The sequence below is a fragment of the Lacticaseibacillus boliensis genome (assembly GCF_054784775.1).
Window position 1 is genome coordinate 17665 of record NZ_BAAIHN010000021.1, and the last position, 17817, is coordinate 35481.

A 17817-nucleotide genomic window follows, 5' to 3' on the forward strand; every position below is an offset into this window, starting at 1 on the left:
GAGAGCTTATGCGTAAAATTTGGCTTACTGTACTCGGCTTATGGTTGCTGAGCGTTGTTTACTTCGTGGTTTACGTCAATGCCCCCAGCCTGCGCACGCTTGTCGACACCTCCGCTGTTTGGGGTGGCGTGCATATTGCGGCAGACCTCATCTTGTTTGCCGGCGGCTTGGCCTTGATCTTACATCTCATCAGCCGGCTCAGGCGACATTGACAACACTGACTCGATTTTCGAGTCAGTTTTTTTGTGGCTAACTGTGCAATTTTTTGCCTGCTACTGACAATTATAGAAATTCGTGTTTTTAAGCATACTCGGCGGGTTGCACAAAATATATGAACCAATTACACTCAAAACACGCACCTTTTTAAAACGTCGCTATATTTTATTCGCAAATAGGAGGACCTGACGATTTTGAAAACTAATCGCTATGTTGTTGCCGTTGCCGGTGTGATCTTCCATCTGATGATTGGCTCTGTCTATGCCTGGAGCGTGTACACCCAAGCCATTCAGGCCGCAACGCCATGGTCTGAAGCGGCGATCTCGTTTGCTTTTAGCCTGGCGATCTTCTTTTTGGGTATGTCGGCAGCCTTTGCCGGTCGCTTAGTCGAACGGTTTGGCCCGCATGTGACCGGCACCATTGCCAGTTTCTGTTACGGGGCTGGCATGGTGCTCACTGGTGTCGCCGTGCACACCCAGCAACTCTGGTTGTTGTATCTGGGCTATGGCGTCATCGGCGGCAAGGGTCTCGGATTCGGCTATGTCACGCCAGTGTCAACGATTATCAAGTGGTTTCCGAAACACCGTGGCATGGCCACCGGCTGTGCGATCATGGGCTTCGGATTCGCTGCCATGTTGACCAGTCCGGTCGCGCACCAACTACTTTCGACCGTTGGTGTCGAGCAAACCTTTTTCACGCTTGGTGGCGTGTACTTCGTGGTCATGGTGATTGCCGCACAGTTCATCCGCCCGCCAAAGACTGTCGCCACAACTGATCACGGTCAAGTTAACGGCGTTAGCCTGACCGGCGGCGCGCAGTTGACCGCCAATCAAGCCGTGCGCACCCGCGAATTCCGCCTGCTTTGGCTCATGTTGTTCATCAACATCACTTGTGGCATCGGACTGGTGGCTGCAGCTTCCCCGATGGCCCAGGCCAACACCGCGATGACTGCCGCCACCGCGGCTTTAATGGTCGGGATCATCGGTGTGTTCAACGGGCTTGGCCGTTTGCTTTGGGCAAGCGCCTCGGATTGGCTCGGGCGACCAAACACCTTCAGCTTAGTTTTTGCGATCATGACCGCATTGCTCTTGGCACTTTTGGTCATTCATTCCCCCGTTATCTTCACCATCGTGTTTTGTATCATTCTTTCCGGTTATGGCGCAGGTTTCTCTGTCATCCCCGCCTACCTCAGCGACGTGTTCGGGACCAAGGAACTTGGCGCCATTCACGGCTATGTTTTGACCGCTTGGGGCATCGCCGGACTGGTCGGACCAGTGATCTTGTCTGTTGTCCATGAAGTCACCCACAGCTATCACACCACCCTGATCGTCTTTGGGATGCTGGAACTGGTTGCCTTGACCATCTCTTTCACCATTCGCCGCGCCTTTGTCAAAACCGCGGCTACCCAAAAGCTCCCCACAGATTAAACCAGCCAAAAACAAGGACGAGCCGTGAAATACCGGTTCGTCCTTGTTTTTGGACGCGACTAAATTCAGTCGTCTTCGATTTTTTTAACGCCAATAATGTCTAACAAGAACGTGAAGATCGGGATCCCGACAATCAACCCCCAAGTGCCGAACAATTCTTCACCGACCAACAACACGACGAAGGTGAAAAACACCGGTAGCTTGGTTCGACTCGACATGAACTTGGGGTTGAGGACATAAGCCTCCAAAGCGTGGATCACCAAAATCATGATGATGATCGTGATGACGCCTTGAGTCCCGTCGACGGTATAGGCAATAGCCGCCAACGGCACCGATGAGATGAACGCCCCTGCTACTGGCACCAGCGATAAGATGAACACCATGATCGCCAACGTTGGAATATTAGGCATCTTCATAAACACCAAGGTAATCGTGGTGATGACCGTGTTGACCGCCGCGATCACGATCTGTGCTTCGATCACGACGCCAAAGGTATCGATGAATTTGTCTGCGAAAAACTTCAGGTCCGCAAAATACCAGCCCAACGGGGAACGTAAAAATTGCTTGCCAAATTTTTTCAACGTATCGATTTCAACCGTGAAGAAAAAACTCAGCAACAACGACAAGACAAACGTCACGCCCATCGCCCCGATCGAGCCGGCGTATTGCAAGATCGTGGTCAGCCACTTCTGCAAGGTCGTCTTCAGGTTCATCTGATTGATCGACTGCAAGAGCCACTGGATCGTTTCGTTGTGGTCAAAATGGCCGCTGTTGTAAAACTCTAACACCGAGTTGAACAGGTTCACAGATTGCTTGATGATCTCTGGGACGTAATGGATCGCCGCATAGCTCACACCCGCGACGACTAATAAGTACAGCGGCGCCACCACCGCGACCGCCCTGACATGCGCATGCCGGCGGACGGCATTGATCGCTCTTGTCACCAAAAAAGAGAAGATAAACGTCAGCAAGATCGTGCTCATGATACTCCTAGAAAACCAGAGCACCAAGATCACAGACGCCAACACCACCATCCGCCGCAACGGCGTATTTCGTAAGAATTTCTCGTATGTCACCCGCAAACCACCTCCATGTGGCCTTCATTATAACAAACTTTGCAAACAAAAACGCCGACGGTAGCCGACGTCTTCGCTGATTAAACTGTCCGTACCGGTTAATTGAAGACTCGCAGGGCCGCACTGGTCGCCTTGGTGCTGGTCACCAAACTACCTTGAACGACGATCCGATTGGTTTCGCCTTCTGTAGCGGATGCACAGGTGATCAAAGTGACCAGCTTCTTGCCAGCGACATCATTGATCCATTGCACCTGGGTCTGATCGACCGTGGTTTTGGTGGTTACCTTATACGTGTAGACTTTGGCCATGTCCGTCAAGTAGACCTTATCGCCTAGCTGGACGTTCTTCAACGGCGAAAACAAGATCCCTTTGTCGGTCATATAATGGCCAGCCAATGCATAGTTGCCGCTACCCATGGTTTGATCGGGCTTCATCGTGCCGGCACCAGTCGACAGGTTCTCGTTGGCCAAGCCCTTCATAATCGGCAAGGCCATGTTGACACTAGGAACGGCGAGCTTACCGATCGCGTTGCGTTGGTTGGCCGTCGTTGCGGCTTTGGCAACGTGTTGCACATCGAGCGCCTTGACGGCATTGAAGTCAAAGTTACCCTTTGTTTTCTCGTTGTGCTGCACCGTCTTCTTGTCGATTGTTTGCATCGTATGCTCGCTGAGATGATCGACAACATACAATTTGATTTGTTCATTAAAAACTAGCGCCAAACCCACGATTAGACCCAGCGTCAGAATTCCCCGCCAGGCCCATACGCGCCAGCGGTGTTGCGGATGTTTTGCCATCGGCTCACCTCCTTGGTGCCTATTTTACACGGTTCAGCGCGCGAACACCACCAGCTTCTGTTGCGCGTTCACGGAGCTTTGCAAGACGATCCGCTCCGTCGTGCCACGGCTGGCAATATCGCTATAAAGATCAGCGCCAGAAGCCGTATAACCCAGCGCGTTCACCACCGCGGTACTGTAAACGTGATAAGTGAACGCCCGGTTTTTCGCGTCGGTGACCTTGATGACATCCCCGACACGAAGCAGCTTATTTTGAACAAACACGCCTGGGTTATGCCCGATAAAGTGCGTGTTTTGCTTGTCGGTTCCAGAAAATACCGGATTGCCGCCCCAGGTCTGGGCGGTCAGCGCCGGTGCGGTTTTCACCCAGGTGCCGCCGCGAATATAAGGCACCGCGCTTTGACGGAAATAGATCATGTTTGCGCGCTGCTTGAGCTTCGAGTTGGCAACCACATTCAGCGTCAGTTGCTTTTGGGCCGTCGTGCCGTCTTTAGCGGTGACTTTGACCGTTATCACCTGTTTTTGCGGCGCGGCGAGAACCGGCTGCGTGCCAACGATCTGGATAAGCCGGATCGCACTGGTTGCGTAAGTTGTCTTTACGCTCGCCAGATTCACCGGGACATCAACTTTTGTCGTCAACGACGTGGTGATGATCTTCGGTGCTGCAGCGACCGGCTGTACCGGCCGCAACCCAAGCCATACCAATCCGATGGCGATTGCCAGTAATCCTTTCTTCATTGCTGACCCCTCCCCAATGAGATCTGCTATACCACCACGCGGTCATTATACTGCGATTGAAATAAATTGCCAGCAATTTAATTGTAAAATTTACGATTCCGGGGTCACTTCGGCAAATGCGAGGGTCTCATCAAACGGAAGCGGCTCGGCCAACGCAATGAAGTCTGCCCCTGTCCGGCAACCGAGCGCCAAAACCTGCACGCCGGCGTGCTTGGCTGCGGTGATCGCCGGTGCCAGCTCCGGGAAGCGTTCATGATAGATCGTGACGTGGTGGATATCAGGTAACTGCACAACAAAGATCAGATAGGTCACATAGCCTTCGCCTTGCGCGGCTTGAAGCGTATGGACGTGTTTGAGGCCTCTGGTCGTCGGCGCGTCTGGAAACGCCGCTAAGTCGCCGTTGGCCAGCGTCACACCTTTGGTTTCCGCAAAAAATTCTTGGCCCGTTGCATCAACCCCGGCAAAATCCAACCGTGAATCTCGCCAGGTCGTTTCCGGCTTGACCTGTAGCGGCTCGCGACAGCCTGGTAGCACCAGCTCCCCTGAGCGCAACGCGGCGTTGACCAATCGGTTGGGGGCAAGACTATCGATATTGATCCACCTGCCATCACGACGCACCGCGATCACATCATAAGGCGTTTTGCGTGCGGGATTGGCCGCTTTTTTGATTGAAATCTTGTGGCCGGCGACGAGCAACTCCTTGTTGCGTCCGGTGTTGGACAGATGGGCCAAAACAATGGTTTCTCCTAACGCGACTTGCACCGTGAACCGACTGATACGCGCAATGACTTTGCCGACGGTAACTTGCTCATACTGCATTGATTTGCCTCTTTCAAATAAAAAAGGCCTCAGATGATCTGAGACCTTAGTGCTTAACGTACGATAATCACCGATGCCGATGCCTCGCGAACAACTTCGCCGGCAACATGCCCGATGTGATTCTTACCTCGACGTGTGTGTGACCCCAATATGATCAGATCCGGCTTAAACGCCGGGACGATTTCTTCTAGGATCACGTGTGCCGGCTTACCTTCGCCGATCAAAGGTTGCACATCTTGGGCACCGAAGGCTTCAGCCTTGTCGACGTAGGTGTTGAGGTTGGCCGCGATTTCGCTGCGGCGGTCGCTCAACAGATCCGGTGACAGCGACTGATAAATATTCAAGTCTCCCGTTTCAAGGATCGAAACGATCCCCAACGGAATCCCATAGATCTTCGCCAAAGTGCAGGCATAATTGAACGCCTTGCGCGAAGAGTCATCGTCATCATCGTCTACTGCCAACAACAATCGGTTGTAATGCATGGATTCAACTTCGAAATCGTCTTCAGTTGCCAAGGTAACCCCTCCTATTGATAAACGCTACGCTTACATTATACCGCGTAACGCTTACGGACGCGAACAATTGCCCAACGCTTAGGCGTCACCCTTATTTTCGGCGAAAAATTGCTTGTAGCGGCCAACATAGTTATGGAACATGTACTTCATCAAGACCCAGCGCTTCAACGACATATCCTTGTCATAGAAAACCGTGGTCGCATAGCGCTTGGCGGCGATCAACTTGAGCGCCTCTTGCTTGTACGGATTGTCTTTGGCGTATGTCTTAAACACAGACTTCGGCACGCCCAACCATAGCTGGTGCTTGCTTTCGTCTTGGTTGCCATAGACTGTCGGTTGATCGTCCAAGGTCCCGGTAACATAATCCAACACCGGCCATTGCGCCAAGTTGTAGCCGTTCAAGGTCACAAAAAAGCTCGAGCGCCCTTGGCGGATATTGATTTCAAACAGCTTGAACGTGTTGTCGCGCTCGTCGTATTTCATATCGAAGTTCGCAAACCCAGTGAATTTGATGTCTTCCAAGAACTTTTGCATCTTGGTGTACAGGTCTTGATTATACTCCGGCAAGATCGCGACATAATTCCCGATCGCAGCTGGTGTCGGGTCTTCCAAAAGCGGATGCCCGAGGCACATCATTTTGACATGGTGCTGCTGATCGACATAAGCGTTCAACACCCGCATGTGCGAGTCGTCACCTGGCACAAAGTCTTGCAAGATCAAATCGCTGGTATAACCGTTGTCGTAGATCTTGGCAATGATCGTGTTGAGTTCGACTTGTGAATGGATCGTGAAGGCCTTCTTGCGCCCTTCAAAATGGATCAACAGCCATTCAACCGAGTTGGTCGGCTTCAACGCCACCGGAAAGGCAAACGGCGTGGAGATCTGAGCGCCTGATTCATACATGGCCTTGGTAATGATCTTCGTCTTCGGATACGGCAGATCGTATTCATCACAGACTTGGTAGAAGCTTTCCTTAGAGTTCAAGCGCTTCAACAGATCATAGTCGACATACGGGCAGACGAATGTTTTGCTGAGTTCTTCTTTGTGCTTCGAAACCAACTCTGCATAGCCATCCCCACAAGCGATCAAGATGACCTTGCCGTCATAGTTGGCATATTTTGCTGCGACTTGCCGCATGTGCTCGATGAAGGTCGGATCAGCGTCAAAATCATCAATCAAATGCACATTAACGATCTTAGAAAAACGCGTCGGTGCCAGCTGAACCTTGGCATACACATCGACAACTTGCCCGGTGAGCTCATGAAACGAACGTGCCATACCGTACACGTTCATGTCACTACCTAACAGCACTGGGGTAAATTCTGGAATCTCTGACATTATTCTCTCCTAATCATCACGCCACTTACGGCGGTTTCAATGCGCATTATACCACAACCCGTTCTTCCGCTGAAATTCGCCCATGAAAACGACATGCCATCTTAAACTCTACTGCTGTCCGGCAACGTAAGTGTGTTTAGGTTGGTGGGTGGGATAGTAGTATAGGTCCGGACGGGGTGCACTCCAGACAGATATGGCTGGAACGGTGCGCGGCGCTCGGGAGCTAACTCTTCGCTGCGCTACGAGTGGATCTCCCTCGACGCCGTTGTTGTAGGTGGCAAGCCACCAACAACAATGTCGCGCCTGAGCCATATCTGTCTTCCGCGCACCCCGTCCTTACATTTGCGTTCTAAATATCCTAAGTGGCAATTTCCGAGGCTGGAAAAATTGGATAGCGGCTGACAAGATATTTGTTACACCGCATTCATAGCGAGAGATAACCCGCTTGTCCGTTACACGATACTATCCTAATGCGTGGAATCCAGGGTGTGGGCGAAAGTGACGGAAGCAGGTCAATCTGACGTGGTGAGATTGCTGTTAGCGACTTGTCGCTTACAGCAAAGCGCAGGTGGAGATCCACTCAGCAAAGCTGAGTTAGCTCCGCCGAGCACCCTCTCCACGACAGATTGAAACCTGCTGGAGTTGCTTTCGCCCGCACCCGACAGCTTACTGGTCTCCCACACCCCAAATGCTTACGTTGCCGGACAGCTGTAGCAAAAAAGAAGGCAAACCATATTGGTCGGCCTTCTTTTGCGTTATGGTTTCTGAAATTTAAGCATAATTTAATGCGTAGTCGCTGGATTCTTGATAGTGCCACAGCTTGGTGAAAAGCAGATGGCTGATCAATGCGAGCACGACTGGAATAATCAAGAAGATCAAGGTCACTTCGATAATGCTGCCAGTAGTCGTGTGGCCGATGCCATTCAGCGCGGCAAGCGGTCCGATCAAGCCGGCAAAGCCAAAGCCGGCGCTCATTGGGGTGCCTTGAATGTTGAAAATGGCCCCGATGCCGCCCATAATGCCGGCATTGATCAGAATCGGCAAGAAGAGCTTTGGACGGGAGAAAATGTTTGCCATCTGCATTTTTGGTGAACCCAGGAAGTGTGCGATCGACGTACCAAAGGAATTTGCGGACCAACCGTAAACAGTCAGGGCAAACTGCGCGCCGACAACGCCGAGGTTGGCACTCCCGGCTCCGATGCCGGCCAATGAAATCGCAGTCGCAATCCCAACGGTTGAAATGGGGCTGACGATCAACAACCCGAACGCGATCCCCATCAAGATGCCCATTAACAAAGGTTGTACCGTCGTGACGTCTTTGATGACACCACCGATCGCCTGCGTGAATGCAGACACCGGCCCGAGCGTCAGGTGCCCGATCCCACCGGCGACCAGCAACAAGATGCTCGGCATCAGCAAGATCGTGTAAGCCTTCAACGCGTTGCCCAGCCACTTGATCAAGATATACCCGATTGCCAAGGTGATCCCGGTGTTGATGATATCGCCTGTCCCGGCAATGTTATAGCCGGCTTTGGCCACCTGAATGTTCCCGGCACCGACCAGCGCCGCCAAGGCCAATGAGGTCGTTTGAATCGGGGTGAATTTAGCCAGCATCCCCACGCAGACCGCTGACAACAGCGGCATCATGGTTTGGGCTGCGCCTGTAAAGGCGGTGATGAATGCCAACTTCGGGAAGCTGGGGATCAATGCGCCGATCAATGAATTGAAAATGGCGCCAGGAATCAACGCAACAATGATCCCGATGGACAAGCCGTTGAGGATGTTCATGGTGCCGGTTTTAACAGATTTCATGTGGTTACCCCTTTATTTCGTGTTCTGATACGCCACCCTTGGCGATCGTATCTGCATCGTGCAACGCGATAGCGACCATGTTTGCCACCGCTGGCCGGGTGTAAAACGCCATGTGTGAGCTGAGGGAAACGTTGCTCATCTGCTGAAGCTTTAACAAGCGCGGATTCGGGACATTTTTTCCGGTCAGGTTATCCCCGAAGATACCATTTTCATCTTCGATCGAATCGATCCCGGCGGCGGCGATCGTCTTGTTTTCCAACGCCGCGATCAGCGCATCTGTGTCGACGATCGGGCCACGCGCGCAGTTGAGCAAGATCGCGGTCGGCTTCATTGCTGCCAACGCGTCCGCATCGATCAAATGATGGGTGGTTTCATCAAGTGGCGTGTGTACCGTGACGATATCTGCAGTCTTGAGTAACTCGTCTTTATCCACATAAGTCAAAATGTCGCTGAGCTCTGGCCGATGGATCGGATCGTTGGCGATGATGGTCGCCCCTAACGCGTAGAACAGGCGCGCCACCGCGGAGCCGATCTTGCCGACCCCGATAATGCCAACGGTTAACGTATGGATCTCATCGGCTTCCAAGCCACCCCAGGAATAATCTCCGGCCGCCATGCGCGCTTTGGCTTCATTAAGGTGGCGAACCAAAAGCATGGCATGTGTCAGCGTCATTTCCCCGACCGAACGTGGTGAATAAGCTGGTACGTTTGTAATTTTGATGTCGTTATCCGCTGCCGCCTTCAAATCGATGATGTCGTAGCCCGTGATCCGCAACGCGATGTGATGGATACCAGCGGCTGCAATCTTGGCATAGTCTTCTGGGGTCCCGATCGCACCGTGTTGGGCCAAGCACAAGACGTCGTAGCCTTGCAAGTTGGCGATGTCTGCCGGGGTAAAGTCATGGCTGACCGTGTCGACGGTGCAACCGATCTGCGCTGAGTTGCTGGCAATTGCTTCTTTTTCATCGGGACGGACTGAGTACATTTGAACTTTCATGAATAATTCCTCCTATGTAATCGACATTCGGTTCTGACACAAAATAAAAACCCTCGCGAGCCAAGCGGCTGCGAGGGTGTCATGAGACGGTTCTCCGTCCAATTCAGCCACGCAGTCGAGGTCGATCTGCGTGGTGTGATAAGCTCACGTCAATGAGCCTCGCGCCAGACAGATCACTGTCTAAACGCGAAGCTAAACGCATGAAGCTTAACCACAAGAGTCTGAATCATAATGAGAACCTCCTAAGAATTTGATTAACATTAGGTTACCACGATATCGAAGAAAGTCAACCCAATTTTTAAGCCAAAAAAATAGGTCCCATTTCACTTACTTCGCGAAATGGAACCCTTAAGTTAAGGTAGGTTGCGGCGCTACTTGACAACTTAATGTGACTAATATACTGCGACACCTCGAAATTCTGCTAACTGCTTATTCACTTGTACGGTTCAATGAGTTACAACGGCTTGATGTTGCCAAATAACCTGGCAAAGTTTGGTGGTAAATACGCACCCGATAAACATCTATTTAAGAACTCATCGTTCCGCTTGGATCGTAAAGTCTTGTTATTAGACTCGCGCCTCCATGTGTTATCTAGGATACGGTTCTGACTACTGGTACTCTGGTGGTGGCACAGCATTAACTGTACCTTGCTCTAATCGTTTTGCAGCTCCGACTGGCCGTTGCGGCCGCCGGTTTCTAAACTTGTTAAACCTTCAAGTTCTTGAAATTTCTTGCCTCGACATTGAGATAACCATTCGCATCATCTTCGGGTTCTGGCACCTGCAAGCTACTCAACAGGGTGGTGATTGTTACGTTGTGTTGAACTGCATATTGCACTTTCGAGCCGGTTTAACGAAATCTTCCTGCCGCTAACCTCTTCCTTAACTCTGACTAAAGTATAGCATGACTTTTGAATTCTTGCAACCGCTTCCGAAAAAATTATTTCGTTATTTTTGCGAAAAAAGAAAGCCGCAATTACTCGCGACTTTCTACGATTAAATGACACTTAAGCTGTCCGGCAGCATAAGCCTTCTTTGGGATGTGTTGGGAATAGTGGTATAGGTCGGGTTTGGTATGTTCCGGCCCTTGAGATGGCTGGAACGGTGCGAGGCGCTCGGAAGCTAACTCTCCGCTTCGCTACGAGTGGATCTTCCTCGACGCCTTTGTTGTAAGCGGCTCAGCCGCTAACAACAATGCCGCGCCTGAGCCATCTCGGGCCTCCACACCCCAAACCCTGACGTTAGCGTCCATCATCCCCAGAAGTGGCAATTTCTAAGTGAGTAGAAATGGATTAGTGGCGACCAACGAGTTGACCCGTCTGTCCATGACACCAAACTATCCTGATACGCAGAATCCAGGGTGCGGGCGAAAGTGACGGAAGCAGGTCAATCTGACGTGGTGAGATGGCTGTTGGCGACTTGTCGCCTACAGCCAAGCGCAGGTGGAGATCCACTTCGTCGCAGACGAAGTTAGCTCCACCGAGCACCCTCTCCACGACAGATTGATCCTGCTGGAGTCGCTTTCCCCCGCACCCGGCAGTCAAACCGGTCTACCCAACACCAAAGACTTACGCTGCCGGACAACGACAGCTAATACGCAAACACCCGCTTAGGCGTTGCGGCGCCATAGCCGAAGAGACGCAGGCGTCGGGCGGTCGTGTCGATGCTCAAGACATAGCCGGCATATTCGCTTGGCTGATTGAGTCGGCGGCGCCAGCGGCGGTTATAGCGCGTAGTCAGCCCGTGCGTCCAGCCCATCAAGGCGCTGTTATTCAACAACGCATAATGTAGCCCGTTGACGCTGAAGTCTTCTTCCACGTGCCAATGTCCTGCAACATACGCAATGATCTTGCCGGAATTGTGGCTGAAATCAAACGCGACCTGCCCGCCAAAGTCGACGTGCGTTCCACAATCAAGGGTGCCGCTGAGATGTTCATTGAACGCGCGAAGCAACTCGTGCAACTGCCGGCCGTTAAACCGCAAACCCGGCTTGTTCGGGCGCGTCATCGCTGGCGCGTGGGCCATGATCAAAACATCGCGACCGCCGGCATCGGCCAAAGCATCCGCCAGCTCTTGCAGTTGATCTGCGGTGACGGCCAACGTTTTTTTGATGTCATAATTTTTGCGGCCGCCGATCCAGCGCACAGGCACGTCTGACGTGTTCAAGGTGATCGTGCGAATATTCCCGTGGTCAAAAACGCTCAAGCCATGCCTGGTGACGCTGGGTCCGCCAACTTGCTGCGCCATTTTCTCCCAGACCAGATCATGATAGACCCAAGGATGGAAACTGCCGGCAAAGCGACGATTGCGCTCGGCATATTTGTCGTTATCGTCGTGGTTGCCACGAGCGATCACAAATGGCAACTCACTGGCCTGGTAATCATTGACGATATTGCGCAAGCGCCACATCGTCAACACTGAAGGCTCGGAACCGTCGACAATATCACCGAGATGGACCCGCCAATCGATCGGCAACTCACCACACAGCCAGTGCTGCTCTTGCACGTGCCAATAACCGTTTGGCCCGTAAAACGAGCGGCTAAGCTGGGTCCGATCATGGGTATCTGTGATGATTGCAAGATTCAACGCCGCCCCAGTAATCTGCGGCCGCACCGCCTGGGCAAAAGCCTCCAGGTCTCGTTTTGCAAAACGTCGAATCGAAATATTATGTCGATATCGCATGTTGCCTCCTTAATGGCGTCTAGACGCCGAACGCCACCCCCAATGCCATGGTCACACATTCAGTGGCGGTGATGATCAGTAAGTTTTGGATTGCGAAGACGAACGTTTCACGCTTGACCGGATGCTTGAGAAAGCCGCGGACCTTGATGCTGACAGGAATCGCCGTCAACAGTGTCAACAAGCACAGCTTCGGCAACCACCCTGCCCATACCGCGGCGATCTGGCTGATGTAGCCACAGGCATACAAAGCGCCAAACAACCATGACGCGCGCCTTCTGCCTAAATAATACACGATTGTGTGGCGCTTGAGGGCAATATCCTCATCTTCATCTGCGATATTATTGGCCAGCAGCAACGCCGCGATCGCCCCTTGAACCAAGCCGCTGCTCCAATAAACCCGCCAACACAAGGCCCAGTCAAGGTGTCCCAGTGACACATAGATTGCGATCAGCCAGATGACAAAGCCCATGGTGAAGCCAGAGAAAAGTTCCCCAAACGGCGTCGACGACAGCGGCCGCGGGCCACCAGAATACCCGAAGCCGACCGCAAAGCTGAAGAGTCCCAAGATCAACAAAGGCCAGCCAGTCCGACTGGTCAGCCATAACCCGATCAGCGCACTCACACTGGTTAAGCCAATAATCAACCATCTAACCGTGGTGAGGCTGAGATGCTCACGACCGATGATATTGGTCTTCAAGCGATAATGGAAGGCTTGGGTATTGCTGGCGCGAAGGTAATCTTGATAATTGTCATCGACGTCAACTGCCATGTTAAACAAAACGACGGCTATAAAACAAATTATAAGTTCAAGTGGACGAAAACGTTGGTAATGATACCAGCTATATAGCCCGCCTAACAAAAACGGAAAGATCGAGGCCGTTTTGGCCTTGATCTCAATGATTTCAAGGAAAGTTCTGAGTGTCATATCGTCCTCCCTATTGACGTAGAAAACGGCTTCAAGTATCCTGATTTTAACAGCGAAAAAGGGGTGTCGAGATGGGAGCGTCATTGTGGCAAGGGTATCCAGAGGTGCAAGCACAACTACAGGCAACAACAAAGTTACTGAAAGCGCGCACCCAACTGCACGTGACGCCGGTCAACAAGTTGATCTTAGGGCAACTCCAGGCCGGCGGTAAAATGCTCCGTAGCGGCTTGTTATTCATGTTTTCGCGTTTTGGCACCAGCGACGAACGGCGGCTGGTTTATGCGGCCGCTGCGATCGAAACGCTTCATCTCGCCACCTTGGTGCACGACGACGTGCTTGACGCCGCTCCGACCAGGCGCGGTGTGGCCACGATCCACCCCACCGCCGGCAATCGCGCGGCGATCTATGCCGGCGACTATCTTTTCGCGGTGTATTTCGACCTGCTCGCAGACGCGGTTCCAGATGTCGCCAACGTGGGCATCAACGCCCGTGTCATGCGCCGGATCTTACTCGGCGAGCTCGATCAAAACGGCCGCCCTGCCCACCAGATCCCGACGATCCATCAATACCTGCGCCAGATTGGCGGCAAAACCGCGGCGCTTTTTGGTCTCGCCACCTATCAAGGCGCCTATTTGAGCCACTGCTCGCCAGAACTATGCCGCCGTGCTTATCGCTACGGACGGCTGTTGGGCATGAGCTTCCAGATGGTCGATGACCTGCTGGACTTGACGACGACCCAGCAAACCAGCGGCAAACCACCGCTGCAAGACCTGCGCCACGGCATCTACACCCTGCCGACGCTTTTTGCCTTACAACACGACCCGCAGCTGGCGGCGTTGCTCAACGATCCCGCCCAACTAGAAAAGGCCGCCGCCCGCATCCGCCAGGCCGGCGTCCCTGAAGCACGGGCGCTGGCCGCCCGCTACAGCGACAAGGCTCGCGCCACGCTAGATCTTCTGCCGGCAGGCACCCCGCGCGACGAGCTGATCGCGTTAACGTCCCAGCTTCTCGGCCGCGTCCGCTGATGTCCAGCCTGCATCAAGCGCCAACAGCTGGCGGTACCGCGCATTGGTCGCGGCAAGCTGTGCCGGCGCCCCTTGCATCGTGAACCGGCCGTCTTCCAAGAAATACACCTGGTCACACCGCGCGACGCCTTGAAGGTGGTGGGTGATCCACACCAGGGTCTTATCGGCCAGCGTGGTAAACATCGTCTCGATCAATTCCTGTTCGATCAGCGGATCTAGACCCACAGTCGGCTCGTCGAGCACCACGATTGGCGCGTCTTGCAACAAGATCCGCGCCAAGGCCAGCCGCTGACGTTCACCGCCGGAGAAATTCAATCCCGCTTCTGCCACCGGGGTCTCAAGCCCTTGCGGTAAGTTGGCGATCAGCTCGGTGAGCTGGACTTTAGCGATGACATCTGCGATCTGAGCATCTGTCGCCGCTAGATTGCCTAACCGAATATTATTCTTGATCGATGTGTTAAACAAGTGGGGTTGCTGTTCAAGCACTGCAAACAAGTCTTGGCGATGGGTCTGATACGCACTGATCGCCGTTTCATCCAACAACACGGCCCCGCTATCTGGCTTAAGGTCGCCCATCAATAAATCAATGATCGTCGTCTTGCCCATGCCACTTGGCCCGAGCAAGGCGATTTTTTTGCCTTTGGGTACCTCAAGGTCAAGGTGCGTCAACAACGCTGTCGGCGTGTGCGGATATGTAAACGTGACGTCGTCTAGACGCAAGCAACCAAAATCAGCCGGTACCGGCTGTTGCTCTGGCAGATTGACCGCTGGCGGCTGCAAAGCGTTCAGCCGCTTGAGTGACGCCTGGTGGGTCGGCCATTCCGCGATACCGGTAGAAAGGCTTGCAAAGGCCTGCTCCAGCGGGAAAATCGTCAGCACGATCGCGCCGACCCAATTGGCGGCACTGGCAGTCGCGGTAAACCGCAGCGCGCTCCACCACAGCAAAACGATGGGCAACAATCCAAACGCCAGGCGCGCGATAAATATCCGCAGGTGTAAACTGCGATTGCTCTGGCTTTGGGAAGCGGAAAGTGCCTTCCAGTCAGTCGTCGTGCGGTCAAGAAAATCTTTGCGGCGCCGCGCCAAGACCCAGTCGCCTAACCCCAAGACATGGTCGGTGACGGTGACATAAGCGTTGTGCGTGAGCGCTTTTTGCTGGCGCTTGCGGGCCGCCTCGACGCCTAAGCGCCAAAACGGGATCAGCGCGATCTGACACAGCAACAACAACCCGATGACGATGGCAAAGCGCCAATCAAAAATCCCCACCGCCAGTGTGCAGACCAAAGTCAGCCCGCCGGCAACGATCGTTGGGAAAAGCGTCCGCAGATACAGATTCTGGACGTGCCCGATGTCGTCTGCCAACAGCCCGATCACATCTCCGGTTTGGGGCATGGTGTCGGTGTCATCGGCTTTTTGAGCGAGCAACAGGTATAACCGGCGGCGCATGTGACTGGTGATTTTGAAGACCCAGTTATGGCTGGTCAGGCGTTGCAGATATTGAAAAACCGGTCGGCCTAACCCGAACGCACGCGTCAACACCACCGGCACGTAGATCGCCGCAAACAGCGGCATGCGCGCAGAGAAATCGATCAGATACCCCGACGTGAACATCAGCGCTCCGGCGCAAACGAACGTCAGCCCGCCAAACACCAGCGACCACACCAGCAAGCCGCGATATCGTTTTAGATCTGGGCGGACCCAGTGATCATTTTGCCACATTGAACTCACCTCGCATCTGATTGGTCAACCGCTTGAAGGCTGCCGAATGCGCTTGCAGGTCTTCAGGCGTGCCTTGCGCGACGATTTGGCCACCGGCCATAACCAATACCCAGTCCATCGCTTCAAGCCAGTGCAGGCGATGGGTCGCCATCACCACCAACTTGTCTGCAAACAGCGGCTGCATCGTCGCCTTCAGCCGGGCTTCGGTTTCGATGTCCAGATGGGCAGTCGGTTCGTCGAACAGCCACACATCGCGACGGTCGTCGAGCAGCGTCCGCGCCAGCGCGATCCGTTGGGCTTGCCCGCCAGAAAGCGCGCGGCCGCCTTCACCGATCGTCGTTTGCAGCCCTTCTGGTAGCTGGTCGATCCAAGCGGCTAACCCTGCCGCTTGGACCGCGGCTGCCACCTCTTCAGACGTGGCATCGGGGCGATAGAGCCGGACATTGGCCGCGATCGTCGCGGCAAACAAATACGGGGTTTGCGGGATGTAGCTGAGGTGTTGCTGCCAGTCTGCCTGCCGTAGCGTCGCCAAGGGCGTCCCGTTCAGCGTGAACGGCGTCCCGGCATCGGGGGCAAAGTTGCCGGCCAACAGATTCAACACCGTTGATTTGCCGGCGCCGCTGGTACCGATGATGCCAATCGTTTGATGCCCGCGCAACTCAAAATCAAGGTCTTGCACCCCGGCTTGCTGGTCGTAATGGTAACTCAGCGTCTGGACCTTCAAGCGGCTATGGGCATCCCAAGTATAGTTTGGCAAAGCCGGTGCCACCACTGGCTTTGGCTGGTCAAGGAGCTGCCAAACCGCCGCCAAAGCGTTTTTGCCGTTCAGCGTGGCGTGGTAGTCGTTGCCAAATTCTCGGATCGGCATGAAATATTCCGGCGCCAGGATCAACGCGAGCAGCGCAGGAAAAAGGACCTGCGTCCCGTTCAACAAGTCGATCCCTAAAAACACGGCGACGATGGCGATGGCGATCGTCGAGAAGAAATCCATCGCAAAACTCGACAGCATGGCGGTGCGCAACACGACCATGGTCTGTTTGCGATAGGTCTCAGACACAGAATACACATTTTGCGCATAGTCATGGGACAAACCAAGAAAGCGCAAGGTTTTCAGGCCACGCAGCGTATCTGTGAAGTGATTGGCCAGCTGCACGAAGCCGGCGTATTGGCGCTTAGATTGGTCACGCGCCGCCAGACCTAAGATTACCATGAATAAAATGATTACCGGAAATAAGACCAGCAAGGCGATCCCCGCCTTGACGCTTTGCAACGCGATCGCGATCAACACCACAACCGGAATAATCATCATGTCCAGCATTTTGCCGACAATCAACTCGAGGTAAGTCTGCACCTCGATGATGCCATCGAGGCCGACCGTTACCAATTCCCCGACGCCGTTGGCCAACATCACCTGCGGCCCGAGTTCATATAACTTGGCCATCAACTGCTCATGAAAATCATCCGCCAGATGTCGTGCGAAACGGCTGGCGATCATATCGCGCGCATAGCTGATCAGCTGCCGCACGGCATACATCAACGCAAATCCTGCGACCAGCGGCCACAGCGTCGAAAGCGCTTGTTGGTGCCACAGATGCACGATCGCGGCGGTCAGAAAATAGGCCTGACCAACTATCACGGCGGCTTGCACAAAGGTTAAAACGCCTAACCCCACCATCACCTTTCTGACCTGGGGCAGGCGCATTAAACGAGCATCGATCATAACGACTCCTATCCA

15 protein-coding genes are annotated in these 17817 nt (G+C 53.6%); 3 read left to right on the top strand and 12 right to left on the bottom strand.

Annotated elements, in window-relative coordinates:
- Window positions 1-8: 8 nt before the first annotated feature.
- Window positions 9-212 carry a hypothetical protein gene (locus ACYVRB_RS09360; RefSeq protein WP_461215015.1) on the top strand — a complete coding sequence of 68 codons (204 nt, stop codon included), beginning with the start codon at window positions 9-11 and terminating at the stop codon, window positions 210-212.
- Window positions 213-410: 198 nt separating this feature from the next.
- On the top strand, window positions 411-1643 hold the full coding sequence (locus tag ACYVRB_RS09365) for an L-lactate MFS transporter (RefSeq protein ID WP_461215017.1): 1233 nt from the start codon (window positions 411-413) through the stop codon (window positions 1641-1643).
- Between the two features lie 65 nt (window positions 1644-1708).
- On the opposite strand, the gene ACYVRB_RS09370 is transcribed toward ACYVRB_RS09365, so the two are convergent.
- The 10 genes from ACYVRB_RS09370 to ACYVRB_RS09415 all read right to left on the bottom strand — a co-directional run bounded on the left by ACYVRB_RS09370 (window position 1709) and on the right by ACYVRB_RS09415 (window position 13338).
- Entirely contained in the window at window positions 1709-2677 is a 969-nt protein-coding gene (locus ACYVRB_RS09370) for an AI-2E family transporter (protein ID WP_461215067.1), read from the bottom strand.
- Between the two features lie 140 nt (window positions 2678-2817).
- Window positions 2818-3513: a class A sortase gene (locus ACYVRB_RS09375; protein WP_461215019.1), complete on the bottom strand. Its 696-nt coding sequence runs from the start codon at window positions 3511-3513 to the stop codon at window positions 2818-2820.
- Between the two features lie 33 nt (window positions 3514-3546).
- Window positions 3547-4251 carry a sortase family protein gene (locus tag ACYVRB_RS09380; protein ID WP_461215021.1) on the bottom strand — a complete coding sequence of 235 codons (705 nt, stop codon included), beginning with the start codon at window positions 4249-4251 and terminating at the stop codon, window positions 3547-3549.
- Between the two features lie 90 nt (window positions 4252-4341).
- On the bottom strand, window positions 4342-5070 hold the full coding sequence (gene sfsA, locus ACYVRB_RS09385; protein WP_461215022.1) for a DNA/RNA nuclease SfsA: 729 nt from the start codon (window positions 5068-5070) through the stop codon (window positions 4342-4344).
- Between the two features lie 53 nt (window positions 5071-5123).
- Window positions 5124-5585: a universal stress protein gene (locus ACYVRB_RS09390; protein WP_461215024.1), complete on the bottom strand. Its 462-nt coding sequence runs from the start codon at window positions 5583-5585 to the stop codon at window positions 5124-5126.
- A gap of 78 nt (window positions 5586-5663) precedes the next feature.
- A complete protein-coding gene (locus ACYVRB_RS09395) occupies window positions 5664-6923 on the bottom strand; it encodes a carboxylate--amine ligase (RefSeq protein ID WP_461215026.1) in 1260 nt (419 codons plus the stop codon).
- Between the two features lie 771 nt (window positions 6924-7694).
- Window positions 7695-8735: a PTS transporter subunit IIC gene (locus tag ACYVRB_RS09400; RefSeq protein WP_461215028.1), complete on the bottom strand. Its 1041-nt coding sequence runs from the start codon at window positions 8733-8735 to the stop codon at window positions 7695-7697.
- 4 nt (window positions 8736-8739) lie between these two features.
- Window positions 8740-9732 (bottom strand): D-2-hydroxyacid dehydrogenase, encoded by a 993-nt coding sequence (locus ACYVRB_RS09405; RefSeq protein WP_461215029.1) that lies wholly within the window; start codon window positions 9730-9732, stop codon window positions 8740-8742.
- Between the two features lie 1589 nt (window positions 9733-11321).
- Window positions 11322-12413 carry a metallophosphoesterase family protein gene (locus ACYVRB_RS09410; protein WP_461215031.1) on the bottom strand — a complete coding sequence of 364 codons (1092 nt, stop codon included), beginning with the start codon at window positions 12411-12413 and terminating at the stop codon, window positions 11322-11324.
- A 19-nt stretch (window positions 12414-12432) separates the two neighbouring features.
- Window positions 12433-13338, bottom strand: a complete 906-nt coding sequence (locus ACYVRB_RS09415) for a 1,4-dihydroxy-2-naphthoate polyprenyltransferase (protein WP_461215033.1) — start codon at window positions 13336-13338, stop codon at window positions 12433-12435.
- 71 nt (window positions 13339-13409) lie between these two features.
- On the opposite strand from ACYVRB_RS09415, the gene ACYVRB_RS09420 reads away from it, so the two are divergent.
- Window positions 13410-14363 (top strand): polyprenyl synthetase family protein, encoded by a 954-nt coding sequence (locus ACYVRB_RS09420; protein WP_461215035.1) that lies wholly within the window; start codon window positions 13410-13412, stop codon window positions 14361-14363.
- On the opposite strand, the gene cydC is transcribed toward ACYVRB_RS09420, so the two are convergent.
- Together cydC and cydD are read right to left on the bottom strand one after the other, a co-directional pair.
- Window positions 14331-16082, bottom strand: a complete 1752-nt coding sequence (cydC, locus tag ACYVRB_RS09425) for a thiol reductant ABC exporter subunit CydC (RefSeq protein WP_461215037.1) — start codon at window positions 16080-16082, stop codon at window positions 14331-14333. The genes ACYVRB_RS09420 and cydC overlap by 33 nt on opposite strands.
- Window positions 16069-17802, bottom strand: a complete 1734-nt coding sequence (gene cydD, locus ACYVRB_RS09430) for a thiol reductant ABC exporter subunit CydD (protein WP_461215039.1) — start codon at window positions 17800-17802, stop codon at window positions 16069-16071. Before cydD ends, cydC begins: the two co-directional genes overlap by 14 nt.
- Window positions 17803-17817 lie beyond the last annotated feature (15 nt).

Bases quoted from the DNA above. Each gene is read 5' to 3' on its own strand.
- ACYVRB_RS09360 (WP_461215015.1), top strand. From the start codon at position 9: ATGCGTAAAATTTGGCTTACTGTACTCGGCTTATGGTTGCTGAGCGTT.
- ACYVRB_RS09370 (WP_461215067.1), bottom strand. From the start codon at position 2,677: ATGGTGGTGTTGGCGTCTGTGATCTTGGTGCTCTGGTTTTCTAGGAGT.
- ACYVRB_RS09375 (WP_461215019.1), bottom strand. From the start codon at position 3,513: ATGGCAAAACATCCGCAACACCGCTGGCGCGTATGGGCCTGGCGGGGA.
- ACYVRB_RS09380 (WP_461215021.1), bottom strand. From the start codon at position 4,251: ATGAAGAAAGGATTACTGGCAATCGCCATCGGATTGGTATGGCTTGGG.
- sfsA (WP_461215022.1), bottom strand. From the start codon at position 5,070: ATGCAGTATGAGCAAGTTACCGTCGGCAAAGTCATTGCGCGTATCAGT.
- ACYVRB_RS09395 (WP_461215026.1), bottom strand. From the start codon at position 6,923: ATGTCAGAGATTCCAGAATTTACCCCAGTGCTGTTAGGTAGTGACATG.
- ACYVRB_RS09400 (WP_461215028.1), bottom strand. From the start codon at position 8,735: ATGAAATCTGTTAAAACCGGCACCATGAACATCCTCAACGGCTTGTCC.
- ACYVRB_RS09405 (WP_461215029.1), bottom strand. From the start codon at position 9,732: ATGAAAGTTCAAATGTACTCAGTCCGTCCCGATGAAAAAGAAGCAATT.
- ACYVRB_RS09410 (WP_461215031.1), bottom strand. From the start codon at position 12,413: ATGCGATATCGACATAATATTTCGATTCGACGTTTTGCAAAACGAGAC.
- ACYVRB_RS09415 (WP_461215033.1), bottom strand. From the start codon at position 13,338: ATGACACTCAGAACTTTCCTTGAAATCATTGAGATCAAGGCCAAAACG.
- ACYVRB_RS09420 (WP_461215035.1), top strand. From the start codon at position 13,410: ATGGGAGCGTCATTGTGGCAAGGGTATCCAGAGGTGCAAGCACAACTA.
- cydC (WP_461215037.1), bottom strand. From the start codon at position 16,082: ATGTGGCAAAATGATCACTGGGTCCGCCCAGATCTAAAACGATATCGC.
- cydD (WP_461215039.1), bottom strand. From the start codon at position 17,802: ATGATCGATGCTCGTTTAATGCGCCTGCCCCAGGTCAGAAAGGTGATG.